This window comes from Pseudomonas bubulae, assembly GCF_900618535.1.
Lineage (GTDB): Bacteria > Pseudomonadota > Gammaproteobacteria > Pseudomonadales > Pseudomonadaceae > Aquipseudomonas > Aquipseudomonas bubulae.
On record NZ_UYJA01000002.1, the window covers coordinates 658,921 to 673,915 of the forward strand.

Annotated in this window: 13 protein-coding genes; 8 read left to right on the top strand and 5 right to left on the bottom strand. The window is 58.4% G+C overall.

The genetic code is table 11. The annotated features are described in order from the left end of the window. Window positions 1–11 precede the first annotated feature (11 nt). Both pcaD and pcaC read left to right on the top strand, forming a co-directional pair. Window positions 12–803 (top strand): 3-oxoadipate enol-lactonase, encoded by a 792-nt coding sequence (gene pcaD, locus PPTH39_RS09720; RefSeq protein ID WP_095003008.1) that lies wholly within the window; start codon window positions 12–14, stop codon window positions 801–803. Between the two features lie 10 nt (window positions 804–813). Then, entirely contained in the window at window positions 814–1,206 is a 393-nt protein-coding gene (gene pcaC, locus PPTH39_RS09725) for a 4-carboxymuconolactone decarboxylase (RefSeq protein WP_095003009.1), read from the top strand. An 82-nt stretch (window positions 1,207–1,288) separates the two neighbouring features. Here the strand turns inward: pcaC and PPTH39_RS09730 are convergent, their stop codons facing one another. From PPTH39_RS09730 to PPTH39_RS09740, 3 genes are read right to left on the bottom strand one after another with little or no spacing between them, the layout of a single operon-like run. After that, a complete protein-coding gene (locus PPTH39_RS09730) occupies window positions 1,289–2,740 on the bottom strand; it encodes an AdeC/AdeK/OprM family multidrug efflux complex outer membrane factor (protein WP_016779756.1) in 1,452 nt (483 codons plus the stop codon). Beyond that, complete coding sequence (locus PPTH39_RS09735; protein ID WP_095003010.1) at window positions 2,737–5,898, bottom strand: efflux RND transporter permease subunit; 3,162 nt, start codon at window positions 5,896–5,898, stop codon at window positions 2,737–2,739. The genes PPTH39_RS09730 and PPTH39_RS09735 overlap by 4 nt, the downstream gene beginning before the upstream one ends. Window positions 5,899–5,901: 3 nt before the next feature. Next, complete coding sequence (locus PPTH39_RS09740) at window positions 5,902–7,053, bottom strand: efflux RND transporter periplasmic adaptor subunit (protein ID WP_095003011.1); 1,152 nt, start codon at window positions 7,051–7,053, stop codon at window positions 5,902–5,904. A 265-nt stretch (window positions 7,054–7,318) separates the two neighbouring features. Here PPTH39_RS09740 and PPTH39_RS09745 point away from each other — a divergent pair, with 265 nt between their 5' ends. From PPTH39_RS09745 to PPTH39_RS09755, 3 genes are all read left to right on the top strand, one after another. Continuing rightward, window positions 7,319–7,975, top strand: a complete 657-nt coding sequence (locus PPTH39_RS09745; RefSeq protein WP_095003031.1) for a TetR family transcriptional regulator — start codon at window positions 7,319–7,321, stop codon at window positions 7,973–7,975. Window positions 7,976–8,368: 393 nt separating this feature from the next. Further along, window positions 8,369–9,067, top strand: a complete 699-nt coding sequence (locus tag PPTH39_RS09750; RefSeq protein ID WP_095020417.1) for a CoA transferase subunit A — start codon at window positions 8,369–8,371, stop codon at window positions 9,065–9,067. A 2-nt stretch (window positions 9,068–9,069) separates the two neighbouring features. Next, window positions 9,070–9,699 (top strand): CoA transferase subunit B, encoded by a 630-nt coding sequence (locus PPTH39_RS09755; protein ID WP_095019809.1) that lies wholly within the window; start codon window positions 9,070–9,072, stop codon window positions 9,697–9,699. A gap of 135 nt (window positions 9,700–9,834) precedes the next feature. On the opposite strand, the gene fdxA is transcribed toward PPTH39_RS09755, so the two are convergent. Together fdxA and mutS are read right to left on the bottom strand one after the other, a co-directional pair. Next, window positions 9,835–10,158, bottom strand: coding sequence for a ferredoxin FdxA (gene fdxA, locus PPTH39_RS09760; protein WP_016779762.1), 324 nt, complete (start codon window positions 10,156–10,158; stop codon window positions 9,835–9,837). Between the two features lie 129 nt (window positions 10,159–10,287). Next, window positions 10,288–12,867 (bottom strand): DNA mismatch repair protein MutS, encoded by a 2,580-nt coding sequence (gene mutS, locus PPTH39_RS09765; RefSeq protein ID WP_095003014.1) that lies wholly within the window; start codon window positions 12,865–12,867, stop codon window positions 10,288–10,290. Window positions 12,868–13,055: 188 nt separating this feature from the next. Between mutS and PPTH39_RS09770 the strand changes: the two genes are divergently transcribed. From PPTH39_RS09770 to PPTH39_RS09780, 3 genes are all read left to right on the top strand, one after another. Beyond that, a complete protein-coding gene (locus PPTH39_RS09770; RefSeq protein ID WP_095019810.1) occupies window positions 13,056–13,781 on the top strand; it encodes an XRE family transcriptional regulator in 726 nt (241 codons plus the stop codon). Between the two features lie 280 nt (window positions 13,782–14,061). Further along, entirely contained in the window at window positions 14,062–14,406 is a 345-nt protein-coding gene (locus PPTH39_RS09775; protein ID WP_095003016.1) for a phage holin family protein, read from the top strand. Between the two features lie 22 nt (window positions 14,407–14,428). Next, on the top strand, window positions 14,429–14,959 hold the full coding sequence (locus PPTH39_RS09780; RefSeq protein WP_186348334.1) for a CinA family protein: 531 nt from the start codon (window positions 14,429–14,431) through the stop codon (window positions 14,957–14,959). Window positions 14,960–14,995: the final 36 nt, after the last annotated feature.

The window sequence follows — 14,995 nt, forward strand, 5'->3', positions numbered from 1 at the left end:
AGGAGAAACTCGTGGGACGTGTACAACTCGCTGAAGGTGAACTCAACTACCGCCTGGACGGCCCGCAAGGTGCACCGGTGCTGGTGCTGTCCAATTCCCTGGGCACTGATCTGGGGATGTGGGACACGCAGATTGCGGCGTTCGCCGAGCACTTCCAGGTATTGCGCTACGACACCCGGGGTCATGGCCAGTCGTTGGTGACCGAAGGACCGTATAGCATTGAACAACTGGGCGGAGATGTTTTGGCGCTGCTGGATGCACTGCATATCGAGCGCGCGCATTTTTGCGGGTTGTCGATGGGTGGACTGATTGGCCAGTGGCTGGGGATCCATGCCGGTTCGCGGCTGCACAAGCTGGTGGTGTGCAACACGGCTGCCAAAATTGGCGAGCCTGCGGTCTGGAATCCGCGCATCGAGATGGTTTTGCGTGAGGGTGCTGCGGCGATGGCGGGGTTGCGTGATGCCTCCATTGCCCGCTGGTTTACCGCGGACTTCGCCCAGGCCAATCCCGGGCAGGCCAAGCGCATCACCGATATGCTGGCGGCCACTTCGCCCCAGGGCTATGCCGCCAATTGTGCTGCTGTGCGTGATGCAGATTTTCGCGATCAGTTGGGCGCAATCGAAGTGCCCATGCTGGTGATCGCGGGCACTGAAGATGCCGTCACGCCGCCTGCGGGCAGCCACTTCATTCAGGAACATGTGCGTGGCGCGCAGTACGCCGAGTTTTACGCCGCGCACCTGTCCAACGTGCAGGCAGGCGATGCTTTCAGCCAGCGCGTGCTGCAATTTTTGCAGGCAAGCTAAGGAGTTTTTTGTGGACGAGAAACAACGTTACGACGAGGGCATGCAAGTACGCCGTGCGGTGCTGGGTGATGCCCATGTGGATCGCAGCCTCAATGCCCTGACCGAGTTCAACAGCGAGTTCCAGGAAATGATCACCCGCCACGCCTGGGGTGATATCTGGACTCGTCCGGGGTTGGCGCGCCATACCCGTAGCCTGATTACCATCGCGATGCTGATCGGCATGAACCGCAATGAAGAGCTGAAACTGCATCTGCGCGCTGCGGCCAACAATGGCGTGACCCGGGCCGAGATCAAGGAAGTGATCATGCAGAGTGCTATCTATTGCGGGATTCCGGCGGCCAATGCGACGTTTCATCTGGCTGAATCGGTGTGGGATGAATTGGGGGTTGAGTCGCGGGAGTAACAGCGGCTACAGATCAATCTGCATCCCTAGCCTGAAACAACAAACCCGCCATAAGGCGGGTTTGTTGTTTAACCGATACGCATCAAGCCTTGGGTGGCTGATCCGAAACAGGGCGGTTTTGCCCGGTCTGTTCGTACCAGCCGCCACCCAGCGCCTTGTACAGCGTGACTTCACTGGTCAGCTGCGAAAGACGGTCGGTGATCAACGATTGCTGCGCGCTGAACAACGAGCGCTGGGCATCGAGGAAGGTCAGGTTGCTGTCGATGCCAATCCGATAACGACGCTCGGCCAAACGGTAGTAATCCTGGTTGGCGTTGACGAAGTCGGTTTGCGCCTGCAACTGCTGGTTGTAGGTTTGACGCGCTGCCAGACCGTCAGAAACTTCCTGGAAGGCGGTCTGGATTGTTTTCTCGTACTGGGAAACGGTGATCTCTTTCTGGATTTTTGCGTAGTCCAGGCTGGCGCGCAAAGCCCCTGCGTTAAAGATCGGCAAGTTGATTTGCGGTGAGAACAACCAGGTGCCCGAGCCGCCCTTGAACAGCCCCGACAGGTCAGGGCTCAAGGTCCCGGCATTGGCCGTGAGGCTGATGCTCGGGAAAAACGCTGCCCGCGCCGCGCCGATGTTGGCGTTGGCGGCCAGCAACTTGTGCTCGGCTTCAAGGATGTCCGGACGACGTTGCAGCAAGTCCGATGGCAAGCCAGCCGGTACTTCGCTCAACAGGTCGGCTGCCAGCGGTTGGGCTGCCGGCAGGTTGTCCGGGATGGTGCTGCCCAGCAACAGCGCGAGGCTGTTCTGATCTTGCGCCACCTGACGGGTGTAGCGGGCCAGCTGCACCTTGGCGTTTTCCACCGAGGTACGCGACTGGCTGACTTCAAGGGCCGAGGCCACACCGACTTCATTGCTGCGCAAAGTGAGCTTGTAGCTCTCATCGAACGCCTTGAGGGTGTCTTCGGTGAGCTTGAGCAGCTCTTTGTCAGCCTGCCAGGTCAGGTAGGCATTGGCGACGCTGGCCACCAGACTGATCTGGGTGCTGCGTCGGGCTTCTTCGGTTGCAAAGTAGTTCTGCAACGCCTGATCGCTCAGGCTGCGAACCCGGCCGAACAGGTCCAGCTCGTATGCACTGACCCCAAGGGTCGCCGAATAAGAGCTGGTGATGCTCGACTCGCCGGTTTGCGACATGTTGGCCGGAGTACGTTGACGGCTACCGCTGCCAGAGGCCGAAACCGCCGGGAACAGATCGGCGCGCTGGATGCGGTACTGCGCGGCATAGGCGTCGATGTTCAACGCCGCGACGCGCAGGTCGCGGTTGTTGACCAGAGCCGTCTGGATCAGCTGCTGCAGCGCCGGGTCATGGAAAAACTGACGCCAGCCCTGTTCCGCAGCGGCCTTGCTGGCCGCCTCGGTTGGCGAGTAGGCCGGGCCTTGCGGGTATTGCGCCGCTACCGGCGCTTCAGGGCGCTGGTAGTCGGGGATCAGCGAGCAGCCGCCGAGCGTAAACGCTGCAACAGCTACTGCGAGAAGCGACTTGCTCATTGGCCAGCCTCTTGGTTTGGAGTTTTAGTCAGATCCACTTTCTTTTCCGTGTCTTTATTCTTGCCGCCGCCAATGGACGATACGGCCACAAAGAACAGCGGTACCCAGAACACGGCCAGTACGGTGGCGGTGATCATGCCACCGATAACACCGGTACCAATAGCGTGCTGGCTGCCCGAGCCTGCGCCCGTGGAGATGGCCAGTGGAACCACACCCAGTACGAAGGCCAGGGAGGTCATGATGATCGGACGCAGACGCATGCGGCACGCCTCGATCGCGGCATCCACCAGGCTTCGTCCCTGCTCATGCAGTTCCTTGGCAAACTCGACGATCAGAATGGCGTTTTTCGAGGCCAGACCGATGGTCGTTAGCAAGCCCACCTGGAAGTACACGTCGTTGGACAACCCGCGCAGGCTGGTGGCCATAAGCGCACCGATGATCCCCAGGGGTACGACCAGCATCACCGCAATTGGAATCGACCAGCTTTCGTACAGTGCTGCAAGGCACAGGAATACCATCAGCAAGGAAATAGCGTACAGGGCAGGCGCTTGCGAACCTGACAGACGTTCCTCGTAAGACAGCCCCGTCCAGGAAATACCGACACCCGCTGGCAGTTTCTTGGCCAGGGCTTCGACCTCAGCCATGGCTTGACCGCTGGTATAGCCCGGAGCCGGAGCGCCGAGAATTTCCATCGCTTCTACGCCGTTGTAACGCGACAGCTTGGGTGGGCCGTAGATCCACTCGCCCTTGGCGAAGGCCGAGAACGGCACCATGGTTCCCTGATCGTTACGCACGTACCATTTTTTCAGGTCTTCGGGGTTCATCCGCGAGTCAGCTTCGCCTTGCAGGAATACCTTTTTGACTCGACCGTGGTCGATGAAGTCGTTGACATAACTGGCACCCAGACCAATGGACAGGGTGTTGTTGATGTCCGAAATGCTCAGGCCCAGGGCGCGAGCGGCCTCATCGTCGATCAGCAGCTTGTATTGCGGTTCATCGTTCAGACCGTTCGGACGTACGCCCGCCAGGATCTTGCTTTGAGCCGCCATCCCCAGGAACTGATTGCGTGCAGCCATCAGTTTCTCGTGGCCAATGCCGGAGCGGTCTTGCAGGTACACGTCGAAACCGGTGGCGTTACCCAGTTCCATTACAGCAGGCGGGGCAAAAGCGAACACCATTGCATCGCGGTAGCTGGAGAACACTTTCTGCGCCCGTGCAGCCAGTGCAAATACACTGTTGTCGGAATCGCGCTCGCCCCACGGCTTGAGCATGATGAACGCCAGGCCGGAGCTCTGGCCACGGCCGGCGAAGTTGAAGCCGTTTACGGTAAACACCGAAGACACAGCGTCCGACTCATCGGCCAGCAGGTATTCGCGCATCCGGTCGATCACTTGCTGAGTGCGCTCTGCAGTGGTGCCTGCCGGTGTTTGAACCTGTGCAAACAGTACGCCCTGGTCTTCTTCCGGGAGGAAGGAGGTAGGGATACGGGTAAACAGGAACACCATGCCAACCACAATCAGCACATAAGCCAGCAGGTACGGGGCCTTGTGCCGCAGAATGCTGCCGACACCTTTTTCATAGCGTTTCACGCCATTGTCGAAGGTCCGGTTGAACCAGCCGAAGAAACCGCGCTTGTTCTCGCCGTGATCACCCTTCTGGATTGGCTTGAGCATGGTGGCGCACAGGGCCGGGGTGAAGATCAGGGCAACCAGTACCGACAGGCCCATCGCCGAAACGATAGTGATCGAGAACTGGCGATAGATCACACCCGTGGAGCCGCTGAAGAAGGCCATCGGCAGCAATACCGCCGACAACACCAGCGCAATACCTACCAGGGCACCCTGGATCTGCTCCATGGATTTCTTGGTGGCTTCCTTGGGCGGCAGTCCTTCTTCGGACATGACCCGCTCAACGTTTTCAACCACCACGATCGCATCGTCCACCAGCAAGCCGATGGCCAGTACCATACCGAACATGGTCAGGGTGTTGATGCTGAAGCCTGCGGCGGCCAGGATCCCGAAGGTACCCAGCAGTACAACCGGTACTGTCATCGTGGTGATGATGGTGGCGCGGAAGTTTTGCAGGAACAGGAACATCACCAGGAACACCAGTACAACCGCTTCGACCAGGGTGTGCACCACACCTTCGATCGATGCCGAAACCACAGGCGTGGTGTCGTACGGGTAAACGACTTTCATACCTTCCGGGAAGAAGGGTTCCAGGCCGTTGATGGTTTCACGCAATGCCTTTGCCGTGTCCAGAGCGTTGGAGCCCGGGGCCAGCTTAATCGCGATACCCGATGCCGGTTTGCCGTTGAATTGTGCGCTGACGCTGTAGTTCTCACCACCCAGGGCAACATCTGCGACATCGCTCAGGCGTACCTGGGAGCCGTCGGTGTTGACCTTGAGCAGGATCTTTTTGAACTCTTCAGCCGTTTGCAGACGGGTTTTGCCGATGATGGTCGCGTTCAGCTCCTGACCCTTGACGGCAGGCAGGCCGCCCAGTTGCCCGGAGGACACCTGGACGTTCTGTGCGCTGATGGCCGATTTAACGTCCACCGGAGTCAGGTTGTATTTGTTCAGCTTGACCGGGTCGAGCCAGATACGCATGGCGTACTGGGCGCCGAACACCTGGAAGTCGCCCACACCTTCGGTACGGGAGATCGGGTCCTGCATGTTGGAAACGATGTAGTTGGACAGGTCGTCCTTGTTCATGCTGCCGTTTTCAGACACCACGCCAATAACCATCAGGAAGTTTTTCACTGCCTTGGTTACACGGATACCTTGCTGCTGTACCTCTTGCGGTAGCAGGGGGGTCGCCAGGTTGAGCTTGTTCTGTACCTGGACCTGTGCGGTGTCAGGGTCAGTGCCTTGCTCGAATGTGGCGGTGATGCTCATGCTGCCGTCGGAGTTACTTTCCGATGACACATAGCGCAGGTGGTCGATACCGTTGAGCTGTTGCTCGATCACCTGAACCACGGTGTCCTGCACGGTTTGCGCCGAAGCGCCCGGGTAGGTCACGGAGATCGAAATGGCCGGTGGTGCAATGCTCGGGTACTGGTTGATCGGCAACTTCAGGATCGATAGAGCCCCGACCAGCATGATCACCAGGGCTATAACCCAGGCGAAAATCGGACGGTCGATAAAAAATTTCGACATGGTTTATTCCCCTTTACTGCCTGCAGCTTTTTCTGTTGCCGGGGCAGATGCCGGGGTTTCGCCTTGTGGCTTGTCCATGATCTTGACTTCAATGCCAGGCTTGATGAATTGCAGGCCATCAGTAATCAGACGGTCGCCAGGGTTCAGGCCTTTCTCAACCAGCCAGTTGCTGCCAACGGTGCGCGAAGCTTGCAGTACACGCAGCTCAACCTTGTTGTCCGGTCCAACGATCATCGCAGTCGGTTGGCCCTTGAGGTTGTGGGTCACGCCGATTTGCGGTGCCAGAATCGCATTGCTGTCGATGCCTGCTTCCAGCTGCGCGTGGACAAACATGCCCGGCAACAGGGTTTCGTCAGGGTTCGGGAACACTGCGCGCAGGGTGACGGAACCGGTGGTTTCATCAACCGAGACTTCGGCGAACTCTAGGCGACCTTCCTGGCCGTACTCGCTGCCGTCAGGCAGGGTCAGCTTGACCTTGGCGGCGTTTTCACCGGCCTTCTTCAAACGGCCACTGGCCAGGTCGCGGCGCAGTTCGAGCATTTCTACCGAGGACTGGGTCACGTCAACATAGATCGGGTCCAGTTGGGTGATCACGGCCAATGCATTGGCCTGGCCACTGGTGACCAGTGCACCTTCGGTGTACAGCGAGCGACCGATACGACCGGTCAGCGGTGCCAGCACCTTGGTGTAGCGCAGGTTAACCTGGGCGGTGTTCAGCGCGGCTTCTGCTTCCAGGCGGGCGGCTTCGGCGTTGTCGTATTCCTGACGGCTTACGGCTTGCTCGGCGACCAGTTGCTTGTAGCGCTGAGCCAGTGATTTTGCCGATTGCAGGGTGGCGCGGGCGCTGAGTACGGCGCTTTCATAGATCGCCGGATCGATTTGATAGAGCTGCTGGCCGATCTTGACGTCACTGCCTTCTTTAAAGAAGCGCTTGAGGATGATGCCGTTTACCTGCGGGCGTACTTCTGCCGAACGATATGACGCGGTGCGGCCAGGCAGATCGGTGGTCAAGGTAAATGGCTGGGTTTTCAGCGTGACAACGCCGACCTGAGGGATTTGCGGGGCAGGTGCTGCCTCTTCCTTTTTGCATCCGCTGAGCAGCGAAGCAAGGGCGATGGCAGCAACCAGAGCGGTAACAGCTGGCTTGAATTGCATGAAGATCCTCGGGTCAGGCACGCGAAAGCGCACAAGAATAGTGGAAGGGTAAAGAAAGCTGTTCCGGGTGGATAAATAGCTTGCTAAGTAATATACTTACATTCGTGTCTGTTTGTAAATAGTGGGACGCTGTCTCGCCAAGCCTTACAGCGCCATTTTTCATGCGTGTAGTAGACCGGGATAAGGCATAACAAGCGCCACCCGATGTTGGTCCGGGCAAGTGACCGTAGAGGCCCGGATCCTTCTGATTGAGGTTTTTATTGCCATGGTGCGTCGTACCAAAGAAGAAGCTCTTGAGACCCGGAGCAAAATCCTCGAAGCGGCCGAACAGGCCTTCTATGAGCGCGGGGTTGCCCGCACGACGCTGGCTGATATCGCCACACTGGCGGGTGTCACCCGTGGTGCCATTTACTGGCACTTCAGCAACAAGGCCGAGTTGGTTCAAGCCATGCTCGACAGCTTGAATGAGCCTCTGGATGAAATGGCCAGGGCAAGCGAAAGCGAGAACGAAGTCGACCCGCTTGGCTGCATGCGCCAATTGCTGATTCACTTGTTTCGCCAGGTTGCCATTGACCCAAAAACCCGGCGTATCAATGAAATTTTGTTCCATAAGTGCGAATTCACTGACGAAATGTGTGATTTACGGGCTCAACGCCAGATGGCGATGCTCGATTGCAACAGCAGGATCGAGCTGGCCCTGAGCAATGCCATTCATCGTCAACAGCTCCCTGAAAATCTGGATGTTCGCCGTGCTGCCATCTGCCTGCATGCCTATATCGACGGAATACTCGGACAATGGCTGCTGGTTCCCGACAGCTTTGACCTGTACACACACGCGCAATCCTGGGTCGATACGGGGCTGGACATGCTGCGCACAAGCCCAGCTTTAAGAAACTCCGGCAATATCCGAGAGGGAGTCTAGTAGGCTCAAGCAATAAGGCGAGTGAAGATTTTGCCCTTTGGGCCATTTGATGGCAGATGGCATTTATATACGTCTGGCCCGCGGGTTTAAAGTTAGCGAGCTAAGTATTTTGTAGCTAAATTGTTATCGTTTAGTTAAACGTCCCACAGCTAGATGTAATTAATCCTAAGCGATTGCGGATTAAGGATTACTGAACGGCGGCATCTTTCTCGGTTATTTTTTCCAATCAACCCTTCCTGCCTTGGCTTCCCCTACACTTGAGCAACGCTTTGGCCTCAGGCCAGAGCTGCCAGCAACGGGGGAGCGGGCAACTGCCAGGCTGTTTTCCTCTCCCGACTGAAGCAAACAGACTGCGACGGTGTGGTGTGTCGTGGACAATTCGAGGAATAACAAGTGAACAAGATTTACTCGAGTGCTGAATCCGCTTTGCAAGGCCTGGTCGAAGACGGCATGACCCTGGCTGTAGGCGGTTTTGGCTTGTGCGGTATCCCCGAAGCGCTGATCGCGGCTTTGCGCGATACCGGCAAGCGCGAGCTGACGGTGATCAGCAATAACGCCGGGGTTGACGGATTTGGTCTGGGGCAACTGCTGGAAACGCGCCAGATTCGCAAAATGATTTCTTCCTATGTTGGCGAGAACAAAGAGTTCGAGCGCCAGTACCTGGCGGGCGAGCTGGAGCTTGAGTTCACCCCGCAAGGCACCCTTGCGGAAAAGCTGCGGGCGGGCGGGGCGGGTATCCCGGCGTTCTTTACCAAGACTGGCTACGGCACGCTGGTAGCTGAAGGCAAGGAAACCCGGGAGTTCGATGGCGAGTGGTATGTCATGGAGCGTTCACTGCGCGCCGATGTAGCCCTGGTCAAGGCCTGGAAGGCCGATACCTCTGGCAACCTGCTATTCAATAAAACGGCACGCAACTTCAACCCTTTGGCGGCCATGGCGGCCAAGGTGTGTGTGGTGGAAGTGGAAGAGATTGTCGAGGTTGGCGAGATCGAGCCCGATCAGGTGCATTTGCCCGGGATTTACGTACAACGGCTGGTGCTCAACGCTGCGCCGGAAAAACGTATTGAACATCGCACTGTGCGGAGCGCCTGACCATGGCCTGGACTCGTGAAGAAATGGCGCATCGTGCCGCCCAAGAACTGCAGGACGGTTTCTACGTCAACCTGGGTATCGGTTTGCCCACCCTGGTGGCGAACTACATTCCTGAAGGTATGGATGTGTGGTTGCAAAGCGAAAATGGCCTGCTGGGCATTGGTCCGTTTCCGACTGACGATGAGGTCGATGCCGACCTGATCAACGCCGGCAAGCAAACCATCACGACTTTGCCGGGGAGCAGCTTCTTCAACAGTGCCGATTCGTTCGCGATGATTCGTGGCGGTCATATCAACTTGTCGATTCTGGGGGCGATGCAGGTGTCCGAGAAGGGCGACCTGGCCAACTGGATGATCCCCGGCAAGATGGTCAAGGGCATGGGCGGGGCGATGGATCTGGTAGCCGGGGTCAAGCGCGTTGTCGTGCTGATGGAGCACACGGCCAAGGGCGGCACCCATAAACTGCTCAAGCAGTGTGATCTGCCGCTGACGGGCGTGGCCGTGGTCGACCGGATTATCACCGATCTGGCCGTGCTGGATGTGACCGGGCAAGGACTCAAGCTGGTGGAGCTGGCGCCGGGAGTCACCCGCGAGCAGCTTCAAGAGGCCACGGGCTGCGCAATCAACGGTTAGGAGCCAAGCCTCTCGTAGCGGCTGCCGTAGGAACGAGGCTGCTGCTACGCAGACGACTGCCTTCCAGTTTTAAAGTGTTTTCGCCGGGTCAAATACGCAAAAAGCCCCAAAAGGGGCTTTTTGCTTAAACGTGAATCAGCGTTCCAGGTCGACGATCTTGCCTGGTTTGCCATCCCACTCGGCCGCGTCCGGCAGAGGGTCTTTGCGTTCAGTGATATTTGGCCAGATTTCAGCCAGCTCGACGTTCAACTGAATGAAATTCTCCATGCCGGCAGGCACTTCATCTTCAGAGAAGATCGCCTGTGCAGGGCATTCAGGCTCACAAAGCGCGCAGTCAATGCACTCATCCGGGTGAATCACCAGGAAGTTCGGGCCTTCGTAAAAGCAGTCCACCGGACAGACTTCTACGCAGTCGGTGTACTTGCACTTGATGCAGTTGTCGGTGACGACGAAGGTCATTTCTAATTCTCTCCTCAGGCGGCGGCAGCGAAGCCCTTCCAGAACGGGTTCGCCGGGTTCGGGAGTGATATCTAAAGACCAGGCTAAAAGGTCAGTAGCATCCCGAACCGCGCGCGATTCTAGCAGCTTTTAAAGGCGTGTCTTTAATGTGTAGAGCAAATCGAGCGCTTTACGTGGCGTCATGTTGTCCAGATCGGCCCTGGAAAGGTCATCCAGCACCGGGTGCGGCAGGCTGGCAAACAGGTCGCTTTGTTGTGGCGCAGGCTTTTTGCCAGGCTTCGCAAGTGGCACTTCATGGGGCAGGCTGGTGGTCTCCAGGCGGCTCAAATGCTCGCGGGCACGGCTGATGACTTCACTCGGTACCCCCGCCAGTTGCGCCACGGCCAGGCCATAACTCTGGCTGGCCGGGCCCGGCAGAACATGGTGCAGGAACACGATACGTTCATTGTGCTCGGTTGCGCTCAAATGCACGTTGGCGACCAGCGGTTCACTTTCGGGCAGTACCGTCAGTTCGAAGTAGTGCGTGGCAAACAAGGTGTAGGCGCGCAACTGGGCCAGACGTTCTGCTGCAGCCCAGGCCAGGGACAGGCCGTCAAAGGTACTGGTGCCACGACCCACTTCGTCCATCAGCACCAGGCTGCGTTCGGTGGCGTTGTGCAAAATATTGGCGGTTTCGCTCATCTCGACCATAAAGGTCGAACGGCCACCTGCCAGGTCATCACTGGAACCGATCCGGGTAAAAATCCGGTCAACCAGCGACAGCTCGCAACTGGCTGCTGGCACAAAACTGCCGATATGGGCCAGCAATACGATCAATGCAGTCTGGCGCATATAAGTCGATTTACCGCCCATGTTAGGACCGGTAATCACCAGCATGCGGGTGTTGTCATCCAGCCCCAGGTCGTTGGCCACAAACGGCGTAGTCAGCACTTGCTCGACCACCGGGTGGCGACCCTGGCTGATGCGCATGCACGGCTCTTCAACAAAGCGCGGGCAGTTCAGGTCCAGGTTCAGCGCACGCTCGGCCAGGTTGCTCAGCACATCCAGCTCGGCCAGGGCGGCGGCGGTGTCCTGCAGCGGTGCGAGGTGGCCGATCATCTCTTCGAGCAATGCCTCATAGAGCATTTTCTCACGAGCCAGGGCACGGCTCTTGGCCGACAGGGCCTTGTCTTCGAAGGCTTTCAGCTCAGGGGTGATAAAGCGTTCGGCGCCTTTGAGCGTCTGGCGGCGGATGTAATCGGCCGGAGCCTGTTCGGCCTGTTTGCTTGGCAGCTCGATAAAGTAGCCGTGGACCCGGTTGTAACCGACCTTGAGGTTGGACAGGCCGGTGCGGGCTTTTTCTCGGGCTTCCAGGTCAATCAGGAACTGGCCGGCGTTTTCGCTCAGTGCCTGCAACTCGTCCAGCTCGGCGTCATAGCCGGTTTTAAGCACGCCGCCATCGCGGATCACCGCGGGTGGGTTGTCATTGATGGCTTTTTCCAGCAGTGCGCCCAGTTCGGGGTAGGTGCTGGTGATCGTGGCCAGTTGCTGCAAGTGCGGCGCTTCGAGGCCGAGCATGGCGTCTTGCAGTTCCGGCAGCGCGTTCAAGGCATCACGCAGGCGGGCCAGGTCGCGGGGGCGCGCGTTGCGCAGGCCGATACGGGCCAGGATCCGCTCCAGGTCACCGATTTCCTTGAGCTGTGGCTGCAGCTTTTCAAAGCGATAGCCATCGAGCAGGCAGGTAATTGAAGACTGGCGCGCCAGCAGCACGCTCAAATCGCGCAACGGACGGTTCAACCAGCGGGTCAGCAAGCGGCTGCCCATCGAGGTCTGGCAACGGTCGACCACCGATTGCAGGGTATTGTCGCGACCACCGGCCAGGTTGGTGTCCAGCTCCAGGTTGCGGCGGCTGGCGCCGTCGAGCACCACGGTGTCGTCCAGGCGCTCATGGCGCAGGCTGCGCAAGTGGGGCAGGGCCGTGCGCTGGGTTTCCTTGGCATAGCTGAGCAGGCAGCCTGCAGCGCCGATGGCCAGGGTCAGATTTTCGCAGCCAAAGCCTTTTAGATCCTGGGTTGAGAACTGCTGGCACAGGCTTTTCAGGGCCGAGTCACGCTCAAAGTCCCACGGCGCACGGCGACGAACGCCACGACGTTTTTCCGCTGGCAGGCCTTGTGGCCAGTCATCCGGGATCATCAGCTCAACCGGGTTGATGCGCTCAAGCTCTGCCAGCAGGTTTTCCCAGCCCTTGATCTCCAGCACCGAGAAGTTGCCACTGGTGATATCCAGCACGGCGAGGCCAAACAGACGCTCATCGCCCAGCACCGCGGCAATCAGGTTGTCGCGGCGCTCATCCATCAGCGCCTCGTCACTGACGGTGCCCGGGGTGATGATGCGTACGACCTGACGCTCGACCGGGCCTTTGCTGGTGGCCGGGTCGCCGACCTGCTCGCAGATCACTACCGACTCCCCCAGCTTGACCAGCTTGGCCAGGTAACCTTCGGCCGCATGGTAAGGGATCCCGCACATCGGAATCGCCTGCCCGGCAGACTGGCCACGTGCCGTGAGGGTGATGTCCAGCAATTTGGCGGCTTTCTTCGCGTCTTCGTAGAAGATTTCGTAGAAATCGCCCATGCGATAAAACATCAGCTGGTCAGGGTGCTGGTTCTTCAGGCGCCAGTACTGCTGCATCATCGGGGTATGGCTGGACAGGTCGGAAGTATTTTTACTCATCAGGACTTAGGCGGATTCGTTCAGAAGTGGGGGAAAGGCAGGCCGTGGCCTGAGGTTTTCGCAATGGGCGCAAGGTTAACATGTCAGCCCCTTGCATCTACAGGTGCGCACCGGGCGCGCTGACTGGCTGCTATAAATAGAAGAAATAGCATTTGCCATCAATAAACACGGCCAGCACTATTGCCGCCATGTCAAAACGAACTGTTTCAACCGTCCTTAAAGAGCTGCTGGCCCGGCACGGTATCAGCGCGATGGCGCTTCACCGCAGTACGGGAGTACCGCAACCTACGTTGTCGCGAATATTGAGCGGCAAAATTGCCGATCCTTCCGACAGGCATATCTCCAAAATCGCCGAGTATTTCCACATCAGCACCGATCGCTTGCGCGGCCGGGAGGATGTGCGTGTGCCTGAAATCGAGCTGCGCCACCCAGAGTTGCGTGATATTTGCCTGTGGGATGACGACACCCCGGTGGCGGACGATGAAGTGTCCATTCCATTTTTGCGTCAGGTTGAACTGGCCGCCGGCTCAGGGCGCTTTGCCATTGAGGAGAGCGAACGCGCCAGGTTGCGTTTCGGCAAGCGCAGCCTGCGCCATAACGGCGTGGAGTTCGATCAGGCCAAGTGCGTGACCGTACGCGGCGACAGCATGCTGCCAGTCCTGCGCGATGGCGCAACGGTGGGAGTCAATGCGGGCAAACGTACCCTTGACGAAGTGGTTGATGGCGACCTGTATGCGGTCAATCACAATGGCCAGTTGCGGGTGAAACAGGTGTATCGCCTGGCGGGCGGTATTCGTTTGCGCAGTTTCAATCGCGACGAGTTCCCGGATGAGGACTACGCCTACAACGATCTCGAGGATGAACAACTGGTCATTCTTGGTCATGTGTTCTGGTGGGGCATGTACGCCCGCTAACCATAACTCTTGGAACACCCTGTGGGAGCGAGCCTGCTCGCGAATCAGCTTTCGCGAGCAGTATTTTCACCCAACCAACAGACAATTCTCACCGTATTTGCATGTCTTGGCCGACTTGTTGAAATTGTCCGAATAAATATATGCACTGGTGCATTGACTGTATATCCATACATGCATAGTCTTTATTCCATTGCGGCCAACGATGGATCTCAGGCAGGGGTATGACGTTTCAGCCAGACCGGAAATTGGCGCTTATCAATAAGGACACAGGAGTGATCACATGATGAATGAACCGCAAGTCTTACTGGAAATGCCGGTTTTACTGGTCATCCTCCTTGCCTTGGTAGGCGGCGTTTTTGGCGAGATGTGGCGGGCAGACAAGGACGGCACCAGCGGATGGCCACTGATGCGGCGCCTGGCGTTGCGTTCGGGCGCGTGCGTGGTGTGCGGTGTCTCGACCTTTATGCTGCTGTACTCGGCCGGGATGTCGATTCTGGCCGCAGGGGCCCTGGGTTGCCTGACCGCACTGGCCGGTGCAGATGCGGCAATCAGCCTGTACCAGCGCTGGGCCGCGAAGCGGCTCGGGGTAGATGCTGCGCCCGGTGACTCGCGGATCGAGCCGTAACAGGCGCTTTTTGGTGTAGGTTATGGCGCAGACCCGCCATCAGGAGAGGACAGTGGATCAAATATCTCAACTTGCATCTGAACTCGGGCTGCTGTTAAAGGCTCTCAATGCCCAGGTGACAACCGCCGAGTCCTGCACCGGTGGCGGCATTGCCGAGGCCATCACCCGTATTGCCGGCAGCTCCGCGTGGTTTGAGGCGGGGTTTGTGACCTACTCCAACCAGCAAAAGACCCGGCAACTGGAGGTTCCCGAGCCTTTATTCACCCGGGTGGGGGCGGTCAGCCGCGAGGTGGTCGAGGCGATGGTGCAGGGTGCGCAGGGCCAAAGCGGGGCGCGATTTGCCGTGGCGGTCAGTGGTGTGGCCGGGCCGGGGGGCGGTTCGCCCGAGAAGCCGGTCGGCACCGTGTGGCTGGCGTGGGGCGCCGGCGACGAGGTATCCAGCGAGCGTAGGCACTTTGCGGGCAACCGCGATGAGGTGCGCCGGCAAACCGTGATTGCCGCTCTGGAAGGTTTAATACGCCGAACGGTACGAGAAATAAAAAATCAGGGGTAGGCGATCCTCTAACCCTGTGGAATAATACTGGCTACT

What these genes read in the sequence shown, in the direction of transcription:
- PPTH39_RS09745 (WP_095003031.1), top strand. Translation starts at nt 7,319, where the DNA reads ATGGTGCGTCGTACCAAAGAAGAAGCTCTTGAGACCCGGAGCAAAATC.
- PPTH39_RS09780 (WP_186348334.1), top strand. Translation starts at nt 14,429, where the DNA reads ATGGCGCAGACCCGCCATCAGGAGAGGACAGTGGATCAAATATCTCAA.
- PPTH39_RS09735 (WP_095003010.1), bottom strand. Translation starts at nt 5,898, where the DNA reads ATGTCGAAATTTTTTATCGACCGTCCGATTTTCGCCTGGGTTATAGCC.
- PPTH39_RS09730 (WP_016779756.1), bottom strand. Translation starts at nt 2,740, where the DNA reads ATGAGCAAGTCGCTTCTCGCAGTAGCTGTTGCAGCGTTTACGCTCGGC.
- PPTH39_RS09755 (WP_095019809.1), top strand. Translation starts at nt 9,070, where the DNA reads ATGGCCTGGACTCGTGAAGAAATGGCGCATCGTGCCGCCCAAGAACTG.
- PPTH39_RS09740 (WP_095003011.1), bottom strand. Translation starts at nt 7,053, where the DNA reads ATGCAATTCAAGCCAGCTGTTACCGCTCTGGTTGCTGCCATCGCCCTT.
- PPTH39_RS09770 (WP_095019810.1), top strand. Translation starts at nt 13,056, where the DNA reads ATGTCAAAACGAACTGTTTCAACCGTCCTTAAAGAGCTGCTGGCCCGG.
- PPTH39_RS09775 (WP_095003016.1), top strand. Translation starts at nt 14,062, where the DNA reads ATGATGAATGAACCGCAAGTCTTACTGGAAATGCCGGTTTTACTGGTC.
- mutS (WP_095003014.1), bottom strand. Translation starts at nt 12,867, where the DNA reads ATGAGTAAAAATACTTCCGACCTGTCCAGCCATACCCCGATGATGCAG.
- fdxA (WP_016779762.1), bottom strand. Translation starts at nt 10,158, where the DNA reads ATGACCTTCGTCGTCACCGACAACTGCATCAAGTGCAAGTACACCGAC.